This is a genomic window from Paenibacillus sp. TAB_01 (genome assembly GCF_043945595.1).
GTDB lineage: Bacteria > Bacillota > Bacilli > Paenibacillales > NBRC-103111 > Paenibacillus_S.
In genome coordinates, this window is record NZ_JBIFNP010000001.1 from 3,592,982 (window position 1) to 3,616,095 (window position 23,114).

Here is a 23,114-nt window from a genome sequence, read left to right on the forward strand (position 1 = left end):
TCCTTACCAAATGCTGCGGTGGAGCAGTTTTTTGCTGAGCATGTTGCCGATTACGATGAGCAGAAAGCCTACGACGGAATTGAACAAGCCTACGGCCGTGCTGAAGCTGTAGTCCATTTTGCCGAGACCGATCCGGTATACGTATGTGCCGATAACGTCTCCCGTCTGATACACAACCGGGTTGTACAATGTCAAAATTTGCTCGGTCCCGGCCTCCAGCAGGTTGCCGATACGCAGGATAAACATAAGCACGATCGTCGGCAGGATGCCCGGCAGCGTAATGTACCACATCTGCTTGATCCGGCCCGCTCCGTCGATGGAAGCGGCTTCATATTGCTCCTGCTCGATGCCCGCGATGGCGGCGATAAAAATAATCGCGTTCCAGCCGACTTCCTTCCACCCCGCCGTAAAGACGACCACACTGCGGAAGAAATCGTTATCGAGCAGGAACGATACCGGATTGAGGCCGAACCATGCCAGCATCTGATTCACCAAGCCGCCGGAGGGCGATAAAATGTTGATGAACAAGCCGGAGATAATGACCCAGGAAAGAAAATGCGGGAGATAAATAATCGTTTGAATCGTTCGTTTGAAGAACATGCGCCTGACCTCGTTCAGGAGAAGCGCGACGACAATCGGAACCGGGAACAGCAGCACGATCTTGTACAAGCTGATGACCAGCGTATTGGTAAATACCTGGATAAATTCATCCGACTGCATCAGCTTGCGGAACTGCTCCAGCCCGATCCAGGGACTGCCCGCTATGCCGTCAAAAATGTTAAAATCCTGGAATGCGATCACGATGCCATACATCGGCGTATACTTGAACAGGAATAGGAAGATCAGACCCGGCACGAGCAGTACGTACATGTCGATATGGCTGCGGAACAGCTTCCAGCGGCTGTCCCGCTTCACGCTGGCCCGCGTCTCTTGATCGCGATTAAGATCGGCAGCGGTTGTGGAATTCATCTGTGACGTCACCTCCAAGTAGCTTATAGGTCTATTATAGGAGGTATTCGAAGCCTTCTGTAGAAGGTAAACCTATCGTTTCTGGTCTAATCCTATGGAGTTTCCAGCCCGGCTTCAGAGCATTGCCTTATACGTCATGCTGCAGGCAGCCGAACCGCTCCTTCTTCTCCGGCCTCTAATAAAAATGCCGGGCTTCGAACCGTCGAAGCCGGCATCTGCATTCGTATTTCCTGCTTTATTCCTTCCCGCCGCCCAGCGCCGCCTCCGTGGCCTTCAGCCGGATCTGCACCGTCGTCCCTTCATCAGGTGCAGAGACGATGGACAAGCCGTAGTCCTCGCCGGCAAACAGACGAATCCGCTCGTTGACGTTGTACAGCCCGTACGAGCTGCCGGTTCCGTCCGAGCGCGTCTGCGGCTGGGGCTCCTTCAGCAGTCTGGCGGCCTGCTCCGCTTCCATGCCTGAACCGTCGTCGCTGACCGTCAGGACGATATCCTCGCCGTCCCGCGCCGCTTCAATCCGGATGCTGCCGCTCCGCCGTTTGGATTTGCGGATGCCGTGCAGCAGCGCATTTTCCACAACCGGCTGCAGCGTCAGCTTCGGAATCATGAAGACAAGCAGGTTCAGGCTCCGCCTCAATCGCAAATTCAAAGCTTTGAGGGAACCGGCTCTGCTGAATGTCCAAATATACCTCGGCCAGCTTCAGCTCGTCCTCGACGCTGATCATATCCCGGCCTTTATTCAGGCTGAGCCGGAAATATTTGGCCAGTCCGTCAATCATTTGGCTGATATCGGAAGCCCCTCGGCCGACCGCAATCCAATTGATCGTATCGAGCGTATTGTACAGAAAATGCGGATTGATCTGGGCCTGCAGCGCGCGCAGCTGCGCCTCTCGCTCCTGCACCTTGGCCGTGTAGGCCTCCTCCATTAAATCCTTGACCTTGTGAATCATATGATCGACGCTGCGCTCCAGCACGTTCAGGCTTCCTCCGTCCTTGCCTTGATGCTCCTCCAGCCGCTCCAGCCCTTCCCGGTGAATCGTCCGGATAACCAGCTGCACCCGGCGGGTCATTCCCCGGATGACAAAGGCAAGCAGCACGAACACGAGCAGCAGAAACAGGACGGACACGCCGAGCAGAAAAGCCGCGCCCGAAAACCGGTTCAGTGTAACGGCCTGGCGGGCGATTTCTCCGGCCGGAACCTCCGCCACAAGCTTCCAGCCATTATTGGCGATCGTTGTAAACACGGCGTATTTGGTATCATGGTTCGCAGCCATCCGCTCAATTCCTTCCGGGGCTTGGAGCCGTACGGCCTGCATTGCGGCTTCGCCGGCAGGCTGTCCGATCCGGGACGGATCCGGATGCCAGACCAGCTTCCCTTCTTTGTCTATGAGATAGACCGTTCCCGATTTCGACAGCTCTACTTTCTTCAGCAGACTGCCGACGATTTGCTCGGACATATCGATGACCAGCACCCCGATAAACCGGTCGTACAGCCTCGGGTCCTCAGCATCCTGGCAGCGGAGATGACATAGGCGTCATCCCGGTCAATGTAATGCTCCAGATAGGCGCCGGTCCAGACGAGGGAGCCTCCCGCCTCCAGCACTTGGGCATACCAGGGACGGAGCTTCAGCGATTCCAGTGGAAAAAAGTTGATTTTCTCCCCGGCATACAGCTTGGTGTCGTCGACAAACAGCCGTACCCGAAACACATTCTCATTGTTCTCTGCAACGCCAAGCAGCGAACGCAGATTTTTGGCGACATCCACCGGATACGCATCGTCGGATTCCGCCAGGTTATAATACAGCGCCGGATTCATAAACAAGGAATTCGAGGTGTCCCGGACCCGGTCCAGCTGGTACTGCAGGTTAATTCCCGTCTGTTTGATCGTCTGCAGCATGGAACGGGTAACCTCCTGCTCCAGAACGACGGACGTTTTCTGGTAATACGAGTACAACAGAAAGGCTGCGGGCGTCAATATAAGCAGCACGTACGCCAGCAGCCAGTTTCTTGCCTCCACCAGCCCCCGCAGCATGGCCGGGGCTTGATGAACCCATTTGGGATAAAGCCTCTTCATCCGAACCGTCCCCTTTTAGGTCATTTGATCCCTGAAGCCGCTGGGTGTGTATCCGGTATATTTCTTGAAAATTTTCGTAAAATGACTCGGGTCGGAGTAGCCGACCGCTTCGCAGACCTCGTAAAATTTAAACCGCGGATCGCGCAGCAGCTCCTTGGCCCGCTCCATCCGCACCTTGGTCAAATATTCATACACCGTCTCCCCTGTCTCCTGCTTAAACAGAAGGCTCACATAGGTAGAGCTAAGGAAGACGTTTTGCGCAATATCGGCAATGGTCAAATTGTCCGCATACCGGCTGTCCATTACCGCCCGGATCCGTTCAATGACATTGCGGGCTTTACCGCTGCGCTTCTCCTGTATCCGTCCGCAAACATCCAGCAGATGAGCCTCCAGCAGCTCTCTTACTTCACGGATCGTCTCCAGCTTATTCATTCGCCCCCACAGCTCGGTTTCCTGCTTCTCCAGACCGGCGTCATGGATATTCAGCTCCAGCAGCAGCCGGTTGGACAGCAGCAGCAGCTCCAGCGAGAAAATGCGTCCGTACTGGAAGCCGTCCTTGCGGTTTCGGGCGACCCGCTCGAACCACCGGTCGAGCTCGCGGAGCAGCGGCACCGGTTCTCCGGCCTTCAATAAAGACAAGAACTGCTCGTTGCGGGCAGAGTCGAGCCGGTACGGACTTTCTTCGTCCGTCTCCAGGCTGTCCATGGTGATAACCCGGTTTTTGCCCAAGTACCATTTGCGGTCGGCGGCTTCGCGCGCTCTCGCATATGAAATGGGCAGTGAAGAAAGCGCGGAGACCCGCTCGCCGATCCCGATCGTTACGCTGAGCTTCAGCCATTGGGCGACATTATCGCGAATTTCCTCCGCCAGCAGAAATAATTGATCCTCCAACGCCTCCTGCGCTTCATCCCCGTACAAAATTCCTACAAATTCCCCGCTCCGGTTCTCAAAGGCATAGCCGTTCAGCAGCCGGCCGATCAGCTCCTGGCACACATTCAATACCGCATATGCCAGCAGCTGCTGGTCCCGCTCGGTACGCGCTTCCATAAACTGCGCATTGTCGTCGATCTGCACGACAATGACCCAATACGGCGCCTCGGCCGGAAGGCGCAGCTCCAGGAAGTCCAGCCTGTTCTGAATCCGCTGCACATGGCGGATCTCATCGCGGATAATGGACATCAGAAACTTCTCCCGCAGCAGCGGCAAGCTCTGCGTCAGCTTCACCTGCATGTCCGCCACAAGCCGGCGCTCCTTCCGCTGCGCCTCCAGCTCGCGGGTGACACGCTCAATGACCGTCTGCAGCTCCTGCATATTGACCGGTTTAAATATATAGTCGACAGCGTTGACCTGCAGCGCGGATTTCAAATAATCCGCGTCATCGTGGCCGCTGACAAAAACAATTTTCGTATCCGGCGCTTTCTCCCGAATATGCGAAGCCATCCGGATGCCGTCCATATGCAGCATCCGCACATCGGTCAGCACGATATCAGGCTTGACCTGTTCAATCAATTCCAGCCCGGTGAGACCGTCGTCCGCATCTCCGGTCACTTCAATCCCGAAATCATGCCAGCGGAAATAATTACGCAGACCGAAGCGGACGGTCGGCTCATCGTCCACAATGACCAGTGTATACATGACGGACTGCCCCCTTTTCCTATGGCGCAAACAGCCCTCCCAAGGAGAACACCTTGGAGGGCTGCGCCTATATTCCCCATTATAGTGGATGCGGATTCCGCTTTGACAGGGGTAATCCTAACATTTCAGGTGTAATCCTTAAGCTGCCGAGCCGGAAAGAACCAGACTGCGGGAGGCTGTGCTACTTGCTCTCCTCGTCATAATGGATCGGACCGGCGGCAACCGCCTGCCCTCTATCGGCCTGCCCCGGCCGCTCGCCGAGCCATGCCCCTTGCTCGATCAGCCTGCGCTGCAGCTCAGGCACCGGCACCTCGCGGAAGCCGCCACCGTCCGCGCTGGCCATCGCCGCCGCCGTACCCGCCGCCTGCCCCATGGCGAAGCAGTTCGGCATCACGCGCAGCGAGCCTTGCACCGGGCGGTCGGACGATACCGAACGGCCCGCAACGATTAAGTTGGATTTGCCCTGCGGCAGCATGCAGCGGTACGGCACGCCGTGGGACTGTCCCTTCGGCAAATGCTTGATCGTCATCGTGCTTGCGGCATTCGCCAGATGGATATCGATAAAGTAGGCATTGCGGGCGATGTCGTCCTCGAACGTTCTCATCGAGATAAAGTCATCCACCACCAGCGTGTAGTCGCCTGCAATCCGCCGCGTTTCGCGGATGCCGATCTGGTCTCCCGAATGCACGAGATGCACCTGCTCGAAGCCCGGGACATATTTGCGCAAAAACCGGATCTGGGTATCGATCAGCTTGCGCCCTTCGATAGCCGCGCGGGTCAAATCCTCCGCCTTGGAGCCGTCGACGTTGAAGATATGGCCGAAATTAAACCCGGCCACCGTATCCGAAATCCAGGCGATACCCGAAATCCGTTTGCGTCCATCCGGCAGGTCGCCGTTCTGCTGGGCCTCGATAATCGTTTTCTCCAGCTGCTTGCCTTGACCGCTTTCTTGAGTAAAACGGTCGAACCTCTTTTTATCTGCGCCCGTCACCAGATAGCACATCGTGCCCGGCTGCAGCTCGCCCTGCTCCCCGCCCGATTGAAACGGTACGCCTGCAAGCGCTGCCAAATCCGCGTCGCCTGTCGCATCGATATACAGCTTCGCCTGTACGACCGACCTGCCGGTTTTGTTGCTGATGACCAAACCTTCGATTCGGTCTCCGTCCAGCAGTACCTGATCCGCGAAGGTGTGGAACAAAATCTGCGCTCCGCTCTCCGCCACCGCGTCGTCATACACCCGCTTTAACGTCTCCACATCAATCGGTACCCAGTCGAGCTGTTCCTCGTACCTTTGCAAAAAGGCTTCGCCCGCTTCATGCTTCATACGTTCCAGCAGATCCAGGCCAATCCCCCGGATCACCGGCTTCTCCCCATCCGTATAAGGGCAAAAAGCCGGAACGAGCGCGGCGGTTCCCATGCCGCCCAAATAACCGCGCTGCTCGATCAGCAGCGTCTGCGCTCCATTGCGGGCAGCCGCCATCGCCGCGGCAATGCCGGACGGACCTCCGCCGACAACCACAACATCCGGCGTATAAGATACCGGCAGCTGCTGGGCAGGAATTGTCATGAGCTTGTTCTCGTTCGTTAACATCAGAGAGCCTCCTTCACCCGTCCATCGGGTATGTTCTTGTTCTAATTATTATTATAGTTGTGAGCTGGAGAGGAACTAGTTTCATTTTAGTTTAACTTAAAACCGGAACGTGATACGATGAATGGAATCATTCCTATTCGGCCTATGGGCCTATGCTGCGCATAAGGAGGAGAATTGCAGTTATGCCTATCCGTAAGCAAGTGACGTTAAAAACGGTGGCCGGGGAGCTCGGCCTTACGGTACAAACCGTATCGAAAGCGCTTAAGGGAAAGCCCGGCATGTCCGAAGCGACCCGGCAGCTGATCGTATTGACAGCCGAGAAGCTCGGCTATTATACCAAGGATCAAATCCGAAGCCTCAAGCTGGAACGCATCGCTCCGTATCCGGTCGAGCGGCAGCGCTTTCTGCTCGTCCAGACCGAGGAGTCGGTCAGCTACAACCGGCTTCTGCTCGAAGGGCTGCATCAGCGCTTCGCTTCCTTCGGCCATCAGCTCGAGCCGGTCGTGCTGCCCAAGACGATCGGCGGCAAAGCCATGCCGGGCTGGCTGGAGGAACACGGCGTCCATTATGCGGATGGCATTTTTATCGCGCCGAGCATCGTCCCCAAAGCTTGGGAAGCACCGCTGTTTCAATTGCCGCTCCCGCGAATTCTGCTAAGCTTCCCCCGCCGGGCGAACGAATCGACAGCGTCATCTGGGATGTGTACGAAGCGGCTTTCCAGGCCGTAGCGCACCTTCGCAGCCTGGGACATACGAACCTGATGTATGTGGGCGATATTCATGTGCAGCGGGGTTTTGCCCTGCGCTGGCATGCTTTTTGTCAGGCAATGAGTGAGGCGGGGACTACGGTGGACCCTCATCATCATTCGATTTCGGCGAGGAAGAGCCGTCCGGACTGGCTGGAGGAGCTCAAAGAAAAGCTGCTGCTTTATAAACCGACCGCGATCATCTGCGGGATTGACGGAGAAGCGGCACCGGTGTACCGGCTCTGCATCGAGCTGGGGCTTCGCATTCCCGAAGACTTGTCCTTCGTCGCTTTTCTCAACGAGCAGCCTATGCACAGTCCTATGCCTCTGTTCACCCGCCCCCTGCTTCCGATCCGCGAAACGGGCTACCGCGCTGCAGACCGTATGCTGTGGCGGATGGCCAATCCGTCGCTGCCTTTTGAGCATATTCGCATCCAATGCGATTTTTTCAATGGGGAAACGACGCGCAAGCTGGAATGAGCCGGAAAGAAACTTTCCTGCGCCGCAGGCGTCTATTGTGAGGGAGGAGGAGAAATAATGAAAAAATGGGTTGCCTTGCTTGCCTTACTATCCGCTGCTTGGCTGGCTGTAATGCCTCAATCGGTTCATGCAGCCGCAGAGGCGGAGGAAGCCGCCATCTCGGATATGCCCTACATTACCTTGCTGGACAGCTTCAAACTGTACACGAGCCGCGACGCCAAATCCGTGGAGGCGGACGGAGCCTTATCTGCGCTGCAATCGGTCAGACTCGCGCCGATTCCCAGAGATCAATTGATGAGCATCCCTCAGATGGATGTCATTCCGGTGGAAACCTGGCTGGGCACGAGATGGCTTCATTTGAAGGAAGGCGCATACAAATACGGAAGACTGGAAACGGCGGAGCCCAAGATTACGCTGCTCGACGAAACGGAGCTGTATAACTATACGAGTACCGCAAGCTCTGCAGGCGCGATGCTTTCTGCGCAGCAGGTAGAAGTATTAGGCGCGATCACGACCTGCGAGCCTTATACTCCCTGTTCGAGCCCGAACGGCAAGTGGTTTCTGATCCATACCTCCTGGTTAGGCGACAAATGGATCCTGCCCTATCGTTATGCGGAGAAATATAAAGGAGAGCCGGTCGCGGGCAGCATCGCCCTGATGGAAGAGGCCCCGGTCTATCGCTATCCGTTCGATCAGGAGCCGGCGGAGGAACCTGTGGCGAAGCCCCAGCTCCTTCAACCTAAGGCTAAGTATACCGAGGTCAGCCGGATGGTGCCCCCGAGTGTATGGTACCAGGTGGACACGCCAAGCGGGCTGCGCTGGATCTATTACGGCAGCGGCGCCTACGAGGGCGTGGAGCCGGTTGAGCTCCAGCTCGAGCTGCCGGTTGCATTCCAGTACTATTCCTCTCCGGCTCTGTACATGGCGGAGCAGCTCGCACAGCCGCCGCAAACGCTTCACGCGGTCGGCCGGTGGAACCGCAGCTGGTATTTCGTGCTCGCAGACGGAGAGGGCCACTGGGTTAACCCGGCCCAGGAGATCGCCTCGCATTTGACCGGAGACTTCGCTCATGACGAGCAGCTGGGAGTCAAACTCACCGATGCGCGGGTGCAGTTATCCGACACTTCCGTCGGCTACACGATGCCCTATATCGACTCCAGCCAGGTTACCGGAACGGTGCTGACCTTTACGAAGCAGGAGGCTGGAGCGTCCCGGATGCTGGACCTCGCCTAATGGAGACACCTGGTACTATATCCATACCTGGCAGGGACCTATGTGGGTACTTCCGTAACGGACTGAGCCGTGCTTCTTCTGTCCGGTCAAGCAGCCTTATAATAAACGGTGAAGCCCCCAATCGATTTCGATCGATTGGGGGCTTTCGCTTGTCGATAAGAGTCCTCCGGACCTTTCAACTTAGGCCAGTCTAAGCTTGACATAGAAATGAATTTGCCCGCCGTCCTGCTCCGCCCAGATCGCTCCTTCATGCGAATCGACAATGCTCTTGGCTATCGCAAGTCCGAGACCGGAGCCGCCCGTATCCGAGGAACGGGACGCGTCCACGCGGTAAAAGCGTTCGAACAATTGCTGCAGCTCCTCATCCGACAGCGGCTCGGAGCGGTTGCTCACCTTGACGATCACATACCGGTGATCATGGGACAGCTTGACCGTTATTTCGCCCGGCTTCAAGCTGTATTTGAGCGCATTCGTCAGCAAATTCTCGAACACGCGAATCATTTTATCGACATCGATACGCACAAGCAGCCTTTCCTTCGGAATCTCTCTGCGAATGATCAGCTGCTGCTCTTCCGCCGGAGTTACAAATTCCTCCAGTAACTGATCCAGCAGCTCATTGATCGCGACGCCTTCCTTGTACATCGGGACGTCCCGGTTGGACAGCTTTGTATATTCGAACAGATCGTCAATTAGCGACTGCAGCTTTTCCGCTTTGCTGTAGGCAATGCTGACATAACCGGCCGCCTGCTCGGACGTCTCATAGCCTTTATCGTGCAGCAGCCTCAAATAGCCCATAATAAGTGTAAGCGGCGTCCGCAAATCGTGCGAGATATTTGTTATCAGCTCGCTTTTCAGCCTCTCGTAGCGGCGTTCCTCCTCGATCCTGCGCTGCAGATCCTCTACCATCAGGTTCATATCCCTGGCAAGAGAGCCCAGCTCATCGGGGCTCCGCTCAATAGCCCGGTAATCCAGATTGCCGGTTGCGATGATCCGAAGTCCCCCTGCCAGTTCCTCTACATAGCGCATTTTCTTTTGCGTTAAAAAGTAAAACAAAAAGATAAAAGCAGCGACCGCGCTCAGCATAGACATCGGGCTCTCGCCTTTGCGGTATGTAATATGCGGCTCGGGAATGCCGGAGACGATCAGATAAGCTTTTTCCCCTTTGTAATTAACCGGATAAAAGCTGGAAAATTCTTTCCTGCCATACTCCTGAACCGTGCGTGCATTCATCGCATTGCCGATAATATTATGAATTTCTACATGCGTTTCCGGCGCGTTGGCGCTTCGATAAATCACCTTTCCATCCAGATCGGTGACAAGCACCTTATATTTTTCATCATCGGCCATCCGTTTCACATGCTCTTCAAATTCATGCAGGTTCCATGGATCGCTCGCCTCACCCGCAGCCATACGTTCGTTATCCGGCCTATACATATCGGCTGTGGGCTGGGGTTCCAATTCAACCACCAGCTGGCGCGCTTCCTGATCGATCTGCTCCACGCCAAAATGATAATCAATATCGGCTTCGCGGTTAAATTCACCGAACATTTTTGCGCTGATGACGTAAGTTAACGAAGAAGCCAACAGGCAGACGCAGAAGGTCAGAATCAGCTGCAGCCGGATGCTCCGTTCTACATGGCCCATCCCCATGAGATACAGTCTTCTTATAAATAAAATCAGCTTGCGGAGCAGGTTAAAAGGGAACCAGGTAAACGGAAACCGGTTCAGCCTTGAGGATGCATCCAATTCATATTTATTAATCAACTTTGTAGCCAACCCCCCACACGGTCTTTATAAATTTCGGTTTGCGCGGATTTTGCTCGATTTTCTCGCGAATTTTGCGGATATCGACCATCACGGTATTATCCGAATCAAAATACGCCTCCTGCCAAACCGTCTCGTAAATTTTCTCGATGCTCCATACGATTCCCCGGTTGCGCGCGAGCAGCTCCAGAATAGCGAACTCTCTCGGCGTCAGCTTGATCTCTCTGCCCTCCAGCTTGACTTCATGCGTCGAGGTATTGATGGTCAGCTCATCCACTTCGATTTCGTTCGCTCTGTTGGCTTGGGGCACATTCAGACGGGTGTAGCGCCGCAGCTGGGACTTGATACGGGCAATCAGCTCGAGCGGGTTAAACGGCTTGCTCATATAATCGTCCGCTCCCGAGCTTAATCCCCAAATCTTATCCATATCCTGACTTTTTGCAGAAAGCATGATGATAGGCATGTTCCGCTGCTCGCGGATTTTGAGACAAGCTTCAATGCCGTCCATCTTCGGCATCATGATATCGAGGACGATCAGATCGACTTCTTCTTTGCGGAGCACCTGAAGCGCTTCCTCGCCATCCGCTGCGCGCAGCAGCTTGTAGCCTTCGTTCTTCAAATAAATTTCCAATAAATCTATAATTTCTTTCTCGTCATCGACTAGAAGTATGGTCGGCTGTGTCATCTCGTTTTCCCCTTTTACGCATATTCGAACCTGCCGCGGCAGGTTACGCAAGCTTGCAGTACCATCGCGGCGCCTATCTTCCAGCGTATCAAGTCATGAGGGGAAACACAACAACCGGGTGACGAAACCCAGCCGGCTTCCATATGGTGAGAGCTATCGTTCTTCTGCATCAGCGGCGCTCCTTTCTTCTTTGTTCGGATGGACTCAGTATAGCCTGCGAATCTTAACAGATAGTATGGGCATTTCTTAAAAGTTTCTTAATACGAAATTTATGTTTATTAAGAGCTGGATTTAAAAACAAACAAGCGGCCGTTCCGGAGCAAAAAGCTTCGGAAAGCCGCTGTTTCATGAGCCTCTATAGACAAAAAGTGACGAAGCATAGGCTTAGAGCTTTCATGTCCCTCGTCCATTGGACGTATGTCATCGTCTGGCCTTACCAAGCAAAACAGACAGCAAATAACCCCACAAAGTGGGGTATATGCTTCGAAGCGGACTCAGGTACTTTGCGGGGATCCCGAAAATTTATAAATCCTGATACAAAAAAGCCCGGGAATCCCGGGCTCTCCAGCTGAACGATTCTATTGCACTTCGCAATCATTGGTTGTCACAGCAATTATTTCTCGCGAAGACGGGCAATGATATACTCCGTCATTTCGGAGGTTGTAGCCTTGCCGCCCAAATCCGCCGTCTTGATTCCTGCGGAAAGCGTATCCTCAATCGCTTCCAGAATCAAATTCCCCAGCTCCGTATAGCCCATAAAATCAAGCATCATTTTGCCGGTTCAAATTTGGCCAATCGGGTTAGCCAGACCTTTCCCCGCGATATCAGGAGCGGAGCCGTGAACCGGCTCGAACATGGAAGGAAACTTCCGTTCGACGTTCAAGTTAGCGGCAGGAGCGATCCCTATGCTGCCCATAATCGCGCCGCCGAGATCGGTCAGAATATCGCCGAACAGGTTGGAAGCCACGATGACGTCGAACTGATGCGGCTTCATCACGAAGAACGCGGCAAGCGCATCAATATGTATGCTGGCAGTCTCGGCCTCAGCGTAATCGCCCTTGACTTCATTGAATACCTCGTCCCAGAAAGGCATGCTGTGGGAGATGCCGTTGGATTTGGTAGCGCTGGTTACATGATTGCGGCGCGACTTGGCCAGCTCAAAAGCATAGCGCATCGCGCGCTCGGTCGCTTTTCTTGTAAACACGGCGTTCTGAATGGCCATTTGATCGGGCCCGCTGTGGATTCTGCCGCCAATTTCGGAATATTCTCCCTCCGAGTTTTCACGGACGACGATCAGATCGAAATGCTTCGGATCGCGCAGCGGAGATTGCAGTCCCCTCAGCAGCTTGGCAGGTCTGACGTTGATGGACTGCTGCATTTCTCTGCGAATCTTGATCAGCAGGCCCCATAAGGAGATATGATCCGGAACCAGCTTCGGCATCCCGACTGCCCCAAGGAAAATATGATCGAAATTGCGCAGCGTGGCAATGCCGTCCTCCGGCATCATTTGCCCGTGCTTTAAATAATACTCGCAGTTCCAAGGAAACTCCGTCCATTGAAACGACAGCCCCCCATGCAGCTCAGCCGCAGCCTCCAATACCTGCTTGGCGGCAGGCACAACCTCCAGCCCGATCCCGTCACCCGGGATAACGGCAATGTCAAACTTGTTCATCTTGCATAACTCCTCTCTTTGATTACCCAATCGAAAGATGTGATAGCATGAAGACTCGTTTTGTTAACGTTTGCATAGAAATATATTCGACATAAAGCGATCGTCTCCTGTCGGAACGAAAGTTCATTAGAAAAATAATCCCGCTAAAGCGGTAACCAATGAAACCCGGCGGAGCATGCGGAAGCGTTCTATTAGAATAAACGCTCGCCTCTCATCACCGGGTTTCCACCGCTGCAAAAGCCGTACTTGCCGGAAGCCAAGCTCCGGCTGAAAGAGGGGCACGGTTATACCTTGAACCTGCCCACCGTTTCCTGCAGCTGCTGTCCGGCTTCCTGCAGCTGTTCCGCTTGTCTGGCCGCCGTCTCGGCTTCCTTCAGCTGCCGCTCCGACGCCTCCGCGACCTGATGCGTCAGGTCGGAGGCCGAGCCCGCAATCCGGGCCATCTCTTCGATGCCCGCCGTCACCTCTTCACTGCCTGCCGTCATTTGCTCGGCTGCAGAGGAAACCTCCTCCATCTGCTCCGAGATTTGATGGACCGCATGAACGATATGGCCAAGCGCGTCCCGCACATGTCCCGCCTGCTCTACGCCAAGCCCGATTTCCTGCCGTCCGTGCTCCATCGCCTGAACGGCCGTCGACATCGAGAGCTGGATCTCATCGACCCGGTCGTGAATCCGTCCGGCGGAAGCCTCCGCCTGATCCGCAAGCTTGCGGATCTCCTTGGCGACAACGGCAAAGCCCTTGCCTTCCTCGCCCGCCCGGGCCGCTTCGATCGCGGCGTTAAGCGCCAGCAGGCCCGTTTGTGCGGCAATGCCGGAAATGAAGTGGGCCATCGCGCTGACGGACTGCATGTCCTCATCCAGCTTGCGGATAGCATCGCCGACCTGCTGCGCTGACTCACTCATAACGCTCATCTGCCGCATTGCCTGCTCTGAGGCGCTGCTTCCCTGCTCCGCATCTTCTACCAGCCGCAGGGTCTCTTCATTTACCCGGCTGGAAGCCTCCGCAATCCGCAGGATGCCGGCCGCCATTTCTTCCATCGCTTTGGCGCTGTCCTCCGCACCTGTCGCCTGATTCTCGGCGCCTGCCGCCATTTCCTGAACGGAGCGGGTAATCTCGGAAGCCATATCCGTGGAATGCGACGCGCTCTGCGTCAGCTGCCCGGAGATCTGATTTACTTGTCCGGACATGCCGCGAATATTGCCGATCATCGCCTGCAAATGAATGATGAACTGGTTGATTTCCCGCGCCAGCAGGGCCATCTCGTCTTTGCCTTTTACGGGAATCCGGTAAGTCAAATCCGCCTCGTGCGAGTTCAAGTTGGCAGCCGCCTTCAGCACAAATTGCAGCTTCCGGGCAACGATCCATTTGGATATAACATAAAGAATTACCAGCATAGCTATGTATAACAGTCCGAATGCGCCCGCCATCAGCTCCCGCTGCTTCACTACAAAGACATCGGAGCCCTGCTTGGACAAAGCGACGCGGACGCCTCCCCAGTGCTTCCCGTTAAGGGTCAGCGGGTAAGAAACGTTCCATGTCTCTACGATATGTCCGTTCAAGTTGCGCGGATATTTTTGCAAAAATGCCTTTGAAGTATCCTTGGTCACCGCCGACAAATAGCCTGTCGAATCATTAAACACCCGCTTGGCACGGTTATTTTGGCTGAGCAGTCCGACGGCTCCCCACTCATCCTTGGACGCTTCTCCCTGCAGATTGTACTTGCTGTTATGCGTCGGCACGTACCCGGCAAAGTCCGGATTGTCCGAATCCATGGCCGGAATGGCAAAGATGACGTTCTCATCCGTCATGAAGCTGTCGATGATGCCCTGCCAGCGTTCATCCGTATAATCATCGAAAGCGCTTTTATATTTAAGCTCGTATTGGGTCAGCGGAATCGAACTGCCATCTTGAAGCTCCTGCTGCGCGTCGGCATATTCAGGCTTCTTGGCTCGCTTATCGGCCTCCTGCTTGCTCTCGGGAATCACCTGCAGCTGGCGGTCGAATAAGCGCCGTCCCAGCTCGTCTCCCCCGATGTGCGTCCCGTTCTTTAGTGTGACGCCATTGCGAATATCGTCTTCGGTTACGCTCTGGAGCGTCTTGGAGAGGGCGATCGCCAAGCTGTTACCTTTATCCAGCAGCTGGGCCTCCGCATCCTCATTAATTTCATGCCATTCGAAAGAGTAGATCACGCCCATCAAAATAAACAGGATCACACCGGTAAAAATCATAAACTTTCCAGTTAAAGTTGAGAACCAGTTCGTCATAGGAATCCCCCCCGTTTACCGAGACCGCTGAAAAAGTCATCACTGCGAGTCCGGAACATTCTTCCGATCGCTGTTGTCCCTGAATTTCTTTGATTATATACCGCTTATAGCGATTGAAATCCGGTGACAAAGGCGAACGCTTTCTCTTCTACAGAACGATTCCGTACTCTACGCTTGTTTTTTCAGCGGCCTCCGTTTACCATGGATGCTTTTTCCATCATTATACATGGTTGTTTGGGAAAATAGTCCTATTCTCGTTAGAAAATTATGACAATTTAAGAAACAATGCGACAAATTTCTCGTAAATCGACCCTAATTAGGACCATCGCTGCAGTTAGGATCCTCCGTATGGCCCGCTAATCGGCGGCCTCCTCCCTGAGGTAGACCGCTGAAAAAACGAGAGAAATGACCGAAAGAACGCTTTCCTATTCATTTTCTATTTATAGTTCTCGTCTGCACCGTTTCCTCCCCGGATCATATCGGCGACGGCCGTATAAATATTGGGCGGATGCTCCGCAAGGCAGTGGCATAAATATAAATACCATGCCTCCCCATACGTCAGATAAATGCGTACGCGTAGTCCCGCTTCCTTCATTCGCCCGCTAAGCTCGGGACGAATGCCGTAGAGCATTTCAAGCTCGGAGTGCTCGCTGTGCAGCAGCCCTTCCTGAACGAGCTTTTCGATTAAAGGCTCGTCATGCGTAGCCGCAGATACAAACCGCTTCGCTTGAATACAGCGGCGAACCAGAGCGGCAAACCGCTCGTTCAAGGCATCGGAACGGGGCATAGCCTGCAGTGCAGGCTCCTGGTAGGCGCCTTTCACAATACGCAGACTGCCCTGGAGCGGGAGCAGCTCCTCCAAGTCTCCGGGAGTGCGATAGAGATGCGCCTGCAAGGTAATACCTATCTGGGGATACCGGCTAGCCGCTTCCTTATATAGAGCCAGAATGGAATCGGTCTTGGCCGACTCTTCCATACTGATCATCAAGGTGCACCCGTTCAAGCCTGCCTCTTGAGCGAGCTCCTGGAGATGCTGTGAAGCCAGCTCCGAATCGATCGAGAGCCCGATATGGGACAAGTCCAGCGAAATGCGGCCGGGCCGCCCCATGGCTCCTGCGGATCTTATCAGTTCTCTGAACTGCTGAACGGCCTGCCTGCATTCGGTCAAGCTCGTTACATTCTCGCCGATGAATTCAAGCGAGACAAGGTACGCCCGGCTCTCCAGCCGGGCAGCTGCATCCAGCGCATCCTGCATCGCGTCGCCTGTGACAAAACGCCGGGCCGCCCGGCTTACTAGACCGTACAGCAACGGAGACTGCTTCAAATGCTGCTTGACGTCTTGGCGCCGAGCTGCGGATTTGAGCGCTTCGGCAAACTGCTGTTCAATCGTCGTATCTCTCATATGTGTTCCTCCCTCCGGTTACTGAGAAACATTATAAAATGGAGGGAGCGGGCACGTATTGTACAAAATTGCTGCAAGCCGCATTTAAGCCTGCATTGCCGCCGCATACTTCTGCGGGGTGATGCCGACGGTTTGCAGAAACGTTCGGGTCAGATGGCTCTGATCATAGAACCCCGCTTCCGCGCCGATGTCGGCGATCGGCCGGCGCTTGCAAAGCTCTTTTTTGACATAATTGATTCGAAGCAGATTCTGGTAAGCATGGGGAGGCAGGTGGCTGCCCTTCTTGAATAAGTGACTGAGGTGGTACTTGCTGAGGCCTGTCGCGTTTTCCAAATCGGACAGCGTGATCTTAGCTTGATAATGCTCATGAATATATTCTTTGATCCGTTTCACATGCTTCGGCTCGGCCGCCTCGCGGCGCTCTGCCTTCCCCCCGCTGTCACAGCCCAGCATTGGAAGCAGCTCTATAAAGCCGGCCTCGATTTCCATCGGTGAAAGCAGCCCGTCGAAGGCGCGGACACACCGGTTCACAGCCTCTCCGATGCCCCGGGCCTGCCGATGCTCCATAAGAAACGGAGCTTCTCCCGGCTGGCCGTCAGGGAACACTGCCTTTATCCAGGCGGGATGGATAAACAGCATTTTGTAAGTCCATCCTGAGTCGGGGGCCGGATTGCAGGCGTGCGGCATGTAAAGAGGGAAGCACACTACGCTGCCCTCATCGCCCTGAAGCTCCTTGCCCTCATACCAGACCCGCGTTGTGCCGCGGTCAATGATACCAACGGACAGCTCCTCGTGAAAATGCTTCTTGTAGCATAGGTCCTGCAAGCTGCACCATTTGGCCTCCAGATGCGGCAGCGACGCTTCCCGATAAAAACGGATCCCCTTCATCATTACACAACCTTTCCTGGAACGGATCTGTCGACGGGCTACCTGCCCTGTACGAACCGCAGCAGAAGACCGGTCTCCGGCATCCGGTAGCCTCCACCCTCCTGCGCATGCAATACCATAAGTCCGGAAAGGATGGACAAATACGATGCGATCAGGCGGCTTGCATCTCCTTCGGCAATCTCGCCCAGCTGCTGGCCTTCGGTAAACAGCGGAAGCAGCTGTTCGACGAACCTCTCCATCGAATAATGCTCGACCAGCTGTCTGGCTTCCTCGGGAACCCCTTCCGCCGTACGGGTCTGGTGGATCAGCAGAAAGTAAGGCGCTCCTTTCTCATCCAGAATGTTTTCCGTCAAAGCTTTTATTTTCTCTATCGGCGATCCGGGGAGCTCATATATATGATTCATCTCCGATGCCGCTTCCGTCATCGCATCCCGGACAAGAGTGATAAACAGCTCGTCTTTGGACTTAAAGTAATGGTACAGCAGCCCGTGACTGATGCCGGCCTCGGCGGCGATCATGCTCATCTTGGTACCGAGGCACCCCCGCCGTGCAAACACCTTCAGCGCTGCCTGCATAATCTGGTCTCTGCGCTCATCCCGAATCTGGTGCAGCTGCTCATCGTTTAAAGGCGCCATGGATTTCTCACTCCTTTGGCCTGTCATTTGGCGTCGTTTATGAGTATATCATGACTACGGACAAGATTTAAGGGATTTAAGGGCGGTGCACCGGCAAAATCCGGCAGCATCTCCTCCAAGGCTGCCTCTAAAGATCCGCCGTGCTGCTCCTCCAGCTCGCGAAGCCATTGTTCCCCTTCCTCGGAAGCGGAGAGGACCGAAACGGACCATCTCCGGATTCAAAATCTCCCCTGGCGACAGCATTAACGTATTGACCGCCCAATAAAGCCCGAACAGCTTGCTGGTCCTGCCGCTGCGTCGCATGCTTCAAATACAAATCCATATATTTCGAACCAAAGGCGATGCCTTTTAACGGCTCCGCTCCTTCATAGGATACGCCGTTCCACTGCATGCCTTCCGCGCAGTTTAACCACCAGGCAGGCTCGATCACCCGCTGCAGCTGATTCAGCACTTCCTTTTCAAAACCGTCTGTGGATTCCTCGCTACGCTTCTTGAAGCACGCTTCCAGCACCTCCGCTTCTATTGCGACCACCGTCATCCCTTGACCGTAAATCGGATCATAGATGCACAAGGCATCGCCGAGAACGAGCAGTCCGGCAGGCCAACGCTCCATTCGTTCATAGTGTCGGCGGTATAATTCCGGCACCCGAAATGCGCGCGGCGCGGTGATCGGCTCAAGCTCCCGCGTCAGCTCGTCAATCAGCGGACTCGGCAGCGCGGCTACAGCCTGCTCGAAGGAAGCTTCGTCCGTCGGCGGATACTGGCCGCCCGGCCGGTAAAGCAGCACCTCGGCAACGTTATGCTCAATAAAGGAGAACACGCCGGTAAGGGTTCCCTGTACCGGCTGCCCCGCGATATTGACAACATCCCATTGCTCAGGAATATGACTCATGTCCGCCGGTACCCGGTAGCGCCGCGTACTGTAACCTAACGATTTTTTCAGCACAACCGGCTTCGGAACCGGGTAACCGAGACCTTCCAGCCACTCCGGCAGCCGCGAGCCCCGACCGCTCGCGTCGAACACCCAGTCGGCGTGAAGCGTCCTCTCCTCCCTTCCCGCTTCGCGTTCGCCGCACCCGGACTCCGTTGACTGCCGCACCGTCAGGTGAAGCCAGCAGTCCTACGACATCGCATTTCGTCAGAACACGAACCTGAGGCATGGCCATCACCCTCTGACGAAGTACCCATTCGAGCACCGCTCTGCTGAATTTAATATCATGGCGCGGATATTTCCCCTCAAAGCTGCCATAAGCATTCATGTTAAATACGATTTTGTTGAAGGAGGAGGGCGCTCCCTGAGCCAGTAAATCTTCCTCATAGCCTGGGAACAGCTTCTCCGTGATCAGCTTGCCGCGCTGCGTAAAACGGTGCGGGTGAAACGCCTGCGGGGTACCCGCCCGGTTCTCGGGCGCAGCGGAGAACTCGTCTTTGTCTATAATAAGAATTTCTTCGAAAAATTGCGACACAGCTTTTGCCGTCATGAGACCGGCGATACTTCCGCCAATAATAATTGCCTTGCCTTCGTTAGGGATCAACATAAGATCACTCCTCATTTTTTTGATTGACCAATTCAGTCAATATTGGGACAAAAATTTTTTGCAGTCATGATCGTCACGATCGACTCCCCTAAGGACAGCCGGTCTGCAAGAATAAGACTGCTTTCATTCACTGGTTTTTTTGATTGACTCATTCGTTCAATTCCAAGATAAACGATTTCCTTTCAATCGTCAACCCCTTTTTTGGTCTAATTTTCCTTTTTATTCTGAGACTGGGCATGGAAAGGAATGGAAAGAGACATTTGCCCCTGCCCATTCCGATACCGATACCGATAGCCGGATCATTCCAGCAGACATATCCTGCATGCACCCGTTCTCCTGCTCTTTCCAATGCTATTTCCATGCCCTTAGCGGTTCAACCGCATGACCTGCTTTCAGATTCCATAAAGGCATTCGGAGCTGCAGCCGGATTGGGCTATTATAACCGCCGAATATCGCTCATCACTCGCATCGGCCTATCCTCCCAACAAGCTTCCACTATCCGCCATGCGCTGACGGCATTATTCAATCCAGCCCACACACCGCCTTACAATTCGACGCGATAAATGCAGGGGGTCCCTTCTTTGTCGGAAGTAAAAATAACAAAGGAACTGTCGGGAGCAAACGACGGATGCGGGTGCGCATCCTGCGTATTTCCGTAGCTGGCCCATGTCGTGCCATGAGAGCACAGCCGTTCTTCCGTCCGGTTGTTGACATCGACCAGATAAATAAAATGCTGTTCCTTCAGCTGTCCGTCACCGACGATCCTTGTATTCTCGCGGTTGGAAATAAAATGGCAGTATTTCGAGCAGTCCATCCAGATCTCCTCTGTCAGCGTCTCCGGCTCGATGAACCGGATGCTCTCGTTCACTCCATGATCGTGATTCCGGTACACGAAAGCGAATCTTGCTCCGTCAGCCAGCCAATACTCGTGCGTAATCAGCTCTTCATGCGTTTGCGTTTTGGCGCAGCGGAGTCCGGAGCCGTCGGCTTGCACCAGCCACAATCTAGCATCAATCCGGTTCCACGGCCCTTCGTGGCAAAAAAGCACGGTCGAAGGATCTCCCGGCCGAAGCTGCGGATGCCCGAGCCAGCAGTGCGGCTCTTCGTGCACAATATGGCTCGATTTCCGCTCCAAATCGACGTAGACGATGCGGCAGTGCGGCTTCTTCGCCCATTGGGGCTCGAAGGCTGACCAATCGCCACGGCTCGGCACCACATCGCGCTCGTTCATTTCCACCAGCACCAAATAGCGGTCATCCGAGCTGAGCCCCGGATTGGCATTCGGCTGCCAGCCCTCCGGGGTTTCGTAGCAGCACTCCTCGGACAAATCAGCCATGTCCAGCCGCATCACCCGCCGGTCCCGGCAAAAGATCAGCTGCCGGTCATCGCTCGTCAGCGAGCAGCTGAAATCATGCACGCCCCCTCCTTCCGTCAGCTGAAGAGCGGAGCCGTCCCGCAAATCCATCCGGTACAGGTTCCGGTTCCCGTCCCTGTCGCTTGCGTAGATGAGATACCGGTTGTCATTGGTTACCATTTTGTAATAAAAATAGGGATGGTGATTCACTTCTCCCGGTGACGTTAACCTCGTTACCGCCCTTCCTGTATAAGGGTCTGTGTAAGGATGAAACGTATTCCTGACTATATCGCCCTTGGCCATGCCGCTTCCCCTCCGCTTTCATTTCTATTTCGCTGCTGTCTCTAGCGCAGCATTTCCTGCTTTTCCATCGGCTTTAACGGTAAGGTTAGCGCAAGCACCGTTCCGTTCGGCGTACGGTACTCTGCATACACCTGCGGCCGTTCGCCCGGCACAGTGCCTGTATCCGCCGGCAAAGCTCCTGCACCCGTATCCGCTTCGCGGCCTGCTTCCTGTCCTCCCGCCGCCCCTGCGGCTAATGAAGCGGAGGCTTCCAGCGCTGTCCAAGGTGCCCTCCGCCAGCCTGAACGCAAGAACGAGCAGCGCCTGCTCCATTGCGCGGAAATCGAATGTTTTGCGCGCTCCTTCATAAAGAATATAGTCGAGACAGAGCTTCTCCCCATCCTGGACGATGCTCCAATGCGGCGTCTCCCCGTCGAATGCGGCGAAAGCAACATCCGCCTGCATATTCACGCCATTCCCCAAAGAAACGGATACATCCGAAGCTTCTCCTTCCTTTCCGATTTGCGGCTTGATGCCTTCCACCTGCCCGCCTAGTTCGAAGCGAAGCCGAAGATCGGCGGCTTCAATCGTGCCGTCAATCGGATCGAGGCCGATATGCGTGTCCCCTCCGTTCGTGCAAAAGCCGATCCCAAGCAGCACGTCACTGCGCTCCTGCACGCTTGTGAATACAGCGGATGAATAATCGTAGCCGTCGTGCAAAAACCGGAGATGAACATAGCTGAATCCGTCGCCGGCCGGCACGTAGGCCAGCAGGTTGCGGCGCTGGTTCCACATGACGTCCTTGCTGAACGTCCCTAAGCTGACGAAGCCGTCCTTATACGTCGTTGCCGTATTGACGGGCCTGCCCTCCACATTTTTTTGCATAACCTGACGATATTCCTTCGTTTCGGCCAGCTGAAAATACGGAAAATACCGTTCGGGGCAGCGGATCTCGTTCCCGTACCAGTCCAGATTATATGTGAAAGCTTTATCGTTTCGATTGGACGGCGATGGTGACGGAGACGGCACGCCGGCCGTTAGTAAAAAGGAACGGACCGCATCCGTCATCACCGTACTGTAGCTGCGGCTGTGCGGGCCCGACCACTGTCCCGTAGGCACATGGTAATGCTCCGCAATCATGCGCCACGCAACGTCCAGCATCTCCCCGCTGAGCTGCTTGGCTTCCGGCAGCTGCGTCGAAGTGTGGATGCTTGAGAGCTCCTGAACCGCAACGACAGTATACGTCGGGCTGTTAAATTCCTGGAACGTCCCCAGCTCGCGGGTATAGGCGGCGAATTTGCGCAGCCGTTCCAGCCCGTACGCAGCGAAGCGCTCCACACCGTACACTTCCCCGGCGATCAGCGTGACGAACGCTCCCATAATCGCGATGTTCGTGTAGCCGGGTCCGACATCCCGCTTAATAATCGCCTCGCACGCGCAGTGCACTGCCTCGCGGACGCGTTCCCGCAGTGGTGCAGAGAGGCGTGCGCCATGCCGCTGTTCCGCCAGCACCAGTCTTTTCCCGCAAAAATCCGCCCAGTTCCAGTCCGGCGGCGCCATTTGCGTCAAAGGCTCCTCCAGAAACCAGGCCATATCCCATAGGTGGCATGCTCTTTGTTCTGATCCTGCAGGCTGATAACCTTATCCAGAATGTCCTCGGCCCGCTGCAGATAAGCGGTGTCTTCGCTATCGAGCAATCCAAGCGCATATACCAGCGCCGCAAGCGTAGGATGCGTATGCGTGACCTGCTTCAGCGTCGTATGGTAGCCCGGCGTGCTGAACGGCTTAAGCACCATCCTTGCTTCCGGATCGTACTCCGGATGCCACCGCTCCAGCTCCCCCAGCAGCGACTGTTTATGATTTAATGTCATGATCAACACTCCTCCATTCGTTTCCTGGT

At 55.0% G+C, this 23,114-nt stretch carries 20 protein-coding genes and 1 pseudogene; 3 read left to right on the forward strand and 18 right to left on the reverse strand.

Annotation, left to right across the window (positions count from 1 at the left end):
• Positions 1-3: 3 nt before the first annotated feature.
• The 6 genes from ACHHV8_RS17325 to ACHHV8_RS17350 all read right to left on the reverse strand — a co-directional run bounded on the left by ACHHV8_RS17325 (position 4) and on the right by ACHHV8_RS17350 (position 6,269).
• Complete coding sequence (locus tag ACHHV8_RS17325; RefSeq protein WP_395160003.1) at positions 4-969, reverse strand: ABC transporter permease; 966 nt, start codon at positions 967-969, stop codon at positions 4-6.
• 235 nt (positions 970-1,204) lie between these two features.
• Entirely contained in the window at positions 1,205-1,546 is a 342-nt protein-coding gene (locus ACHHV8_RS17330; protein ID WP_395160005.1) for a sensor histidine kinase, read from the reverse strand.
• On the reverse strand, positions 1,482-2,426 hold the full coding sequence (locus ACHHV8_RS17335) for a histidine kinase (RefSeq protein ID WP_395160007.1): 945 nt from the start codon (positions 2,424-2,426) through the stop codon (positions 1,482-1,484). The genes ACHHV8_RS17330 and ACHHV8_RS17335 overlap by 65 nt, the downstream gene beginning before the upstream one ends.
• A complete protein-coding gene (locus tag ACHHV8_RS17340; protein WP_395160009.1) occupies positions 2,396-3,043 on the reverse strand; it encodes a hypothetical protein in 648 nt (215 codons plus the stop codon). Before ACHHV8_RS17340 ends, ACHHV8_RS17335 begins: the two co-directional genes overlap by 31 nt.
• Positions 3,044-3,058: 15 nt before the next feature.
• Complete coding sequence (locus ACHHV8_RS17345; protein WP_395160011.1) at positions 3,059-4,678, reverse strand: response regulator; 1,620 nt, start codon at positions 4,676-4,678, stop codon at positions 3,059-3,061.
• A gap of 181 nt (positions 4,679-4,859) precedes the next feature.
• Positions 4,860-6,269 carry an FAD-dependent oxidoreductase gene (locus ACHHV8_RS17350; protein WP_395160013.1) on the reverse strand — a complete coding sequence of 470 codons (1,410 nt, stop codon included), beginning with the start codon at positions 6,267-6,269 and terminating at the stop codon, positions 4,860-4,862.
• A gap of 182 nt (positions 6,270-6,451) precedes the next feature.
• On the opposite strand from ACHHV8_RS17350, the gene ACHHV8_RS17355 reads away from it, so the two are divergent.
• The 3 genes from ACHHV8_RS17355 to ACHHV8_RS17365 are packed head-to-tail and all read left to right on the forward strand — an operon-like array spanning position 6,452 to position 8,727.
• Complete coding sequence (locus ACHHV8_RS17355) at positions 6,452-6,997, forward strand: LacI family DNA-binding transcriptional regulator (RefSeq protein ID WP_395160015.1); 546 nt, start codon at positions 6,452-6,454, stop codon at positions 6,995-6,997.
• Positions 6,970-7,494 carry a substrate-binding domain-containing protein gene (locus tag ACHHV8_RS17360; protein ID WP_395160017.1) on the forward strand — a complete coding sequence of 175 codons (525 nt, stop codon included), beginning with the start codon at positions 6,970-6,972 and terminating at the stop codon, positions 7,492-7,494. The genes ACHHV8_RS17355 and ACHHV8_RS17360 overlap by 28 nt, the downstream gene beginning before the upstream one ends.
• A gap of 57 nt (positions 7,495-7,551) precedes the next feature.
• Positions 7,552-8,727, forward strand: coding sequence for a hypothetical protein (locus tag ACHHV8_RS17365; RefSeq protein ID WP_395160019.1), 1,176 nt, complete (start codon positions 7,552-7,554; stop codon positions 8,725-8,727).
• Between the two features lie 180 nt (positions 8,728-8,907).
• On the opposite strand, the gene ACHHV8_RS17370 is transcribed toward ACHHV8_RS17365, so the two are convergent.
• From ACHHV8_RS17370 to ACHHV8_RS17425, 12 genes and pseudogenes are all read right to left on the reverse strand, one after another.
• Complete coding sequence (locus tag ACHHV8_RS17370) at positions 8,908-10,491, reverse strand: sensor histidine kinase (RefSeq protein WP_395160021.1); 1,584 nt, start codon at positions 10,489-10,491, stop codon at positions 8,908-8,910.
• Entirely contained in the window at positions 10,484-11,176 is a 693-nt protein-coding gene (locus tag ACHHV8_RS17375) for a response regulator transcription factor (RefSeq protein ID WP_395160023.1), read from the reverse strand. The genes ACHHV8_RS17370 and ACHHV8_RS17375 overlap by 8 nt, the downstream gene beginning before the upstream one ends.
• A 613-nt stretch (positions 11,177-11,789) precedes the next feature.
• Positions 11,790-12,848 (reverse strand): annotated as a pseudogene (locus tag ACHHV8_RS17380) (tartrate dehydrogenase).
• A gap of 284 nt (positions 12,849-13,132) precedes the next feature.
• Entirely contained in the window at positions 13,133-15,115 is a 1,983-nt protein-coding gene (locus ACHHV8_RS17385; protein WP_395160025.1) for a methyl-accepting chemotaxis protein, read from the reverse strand.
• 436 nt (positions 15,116-15,551) lie between these two features.
• Positions 15,552-16,517, reverse strand: a complete 966-nt coding sequence (locus tag ACHHV8_RS17390) for a proline dehydrogenase family protein (protein ID WP_395160027.1) — start codon at positions 16,515-16,517, stop codon at positions 15,552-15,554.
• Positions 16,518-16,601: 84 nt separating this feature from the next.
• The gene (locus tag ACHHV8_RS17395; protein WP_395160029.1) at positions 16,602-17,408 is read right to left on the reverse strand and encodes an AraC family transcriptional regulator; all 807 of its coding nucleotides are present in this window, start codon (positions 17,406-17,408) and stop codon (positions 16,602-16,604) included.
• 35 nt (positions 17,409-17,443) lie between these two features.
• Entirely contained in the window at positions 17,444-18,040 is a 597-nt protein-coding gene (locus ACHHV8_RS17400) for a TetR/AcrR family transcriptional regulator (protein WP_395160031.1), read from the reverse strand.
• A gap of 127 nt (positions 18,041-18,167) precedes the next feature.
• On the reverse strand, positions 18,168-18,932 hold the full coding sequence (locus ACHHV8_RS17405) for an FAD-dependent monooxygenase family protein (RefSeq protein WP_395160033.1): 765 nt from the start codon (positions 18,930-18,932) through the stop codon (positions 18,168-18,170).
• Positions 18,916-19,578 (reverse strand): FAD-dependent monooxygenase family protein, encoded by a 663-nt coding sequence (locus ACHHV8_RS17410; protein ID WP_395160035.1) that lies wholly within the window; start codon positions 19,576-19,578, stop codon positions 18,916-18,918. Before ACHHV8_RS17410 ends, ACHHV8_RS17405 begins: the two co-directional genes overlap by 17 nt.
• Positions 19,579-20,122: 544 nt before the next feature.
• Complete coding sequence (locus tag ACHHV8_RS17415) at positions 20,123-21,235, reverse strand: oligogalacturonate lyase family protein (protein ID WP_395160037.1); 1,113 nt, start codon at positions 21,233-21,235, stop codon at positions 20,123-20,125.
• A gap of 24 nt (positions 21,236-21,259) precedes the next feature.
• Complete coding sequence (locus ACHHV8_RS17420; RefSeq protein WP_395160039.1) at positions 21,260-22,783, reverse strand: hypothetical protein; 1,524 nt, start codon at positions 22,781-22,783, stop codon at positions 21,260-21,262.
• Positions 22,780-23,085: a hypothetical protein gene (locus tag ACHHV8_RS17425; RefSeq protein WP_395160041.1), complete on the reverse strand. Its 306-nt coding sequence runs from the start codon at positions 23,083-23,085 to the stop codon at positions 22,780-22,782. Before ACHHV8_RS17425 ends, ACHHV8_RS17420 begins: the two co-directional genes overlap by 4 nt.
• Positions 23,086-23,114: the final 29 nt, after the last annotated feature.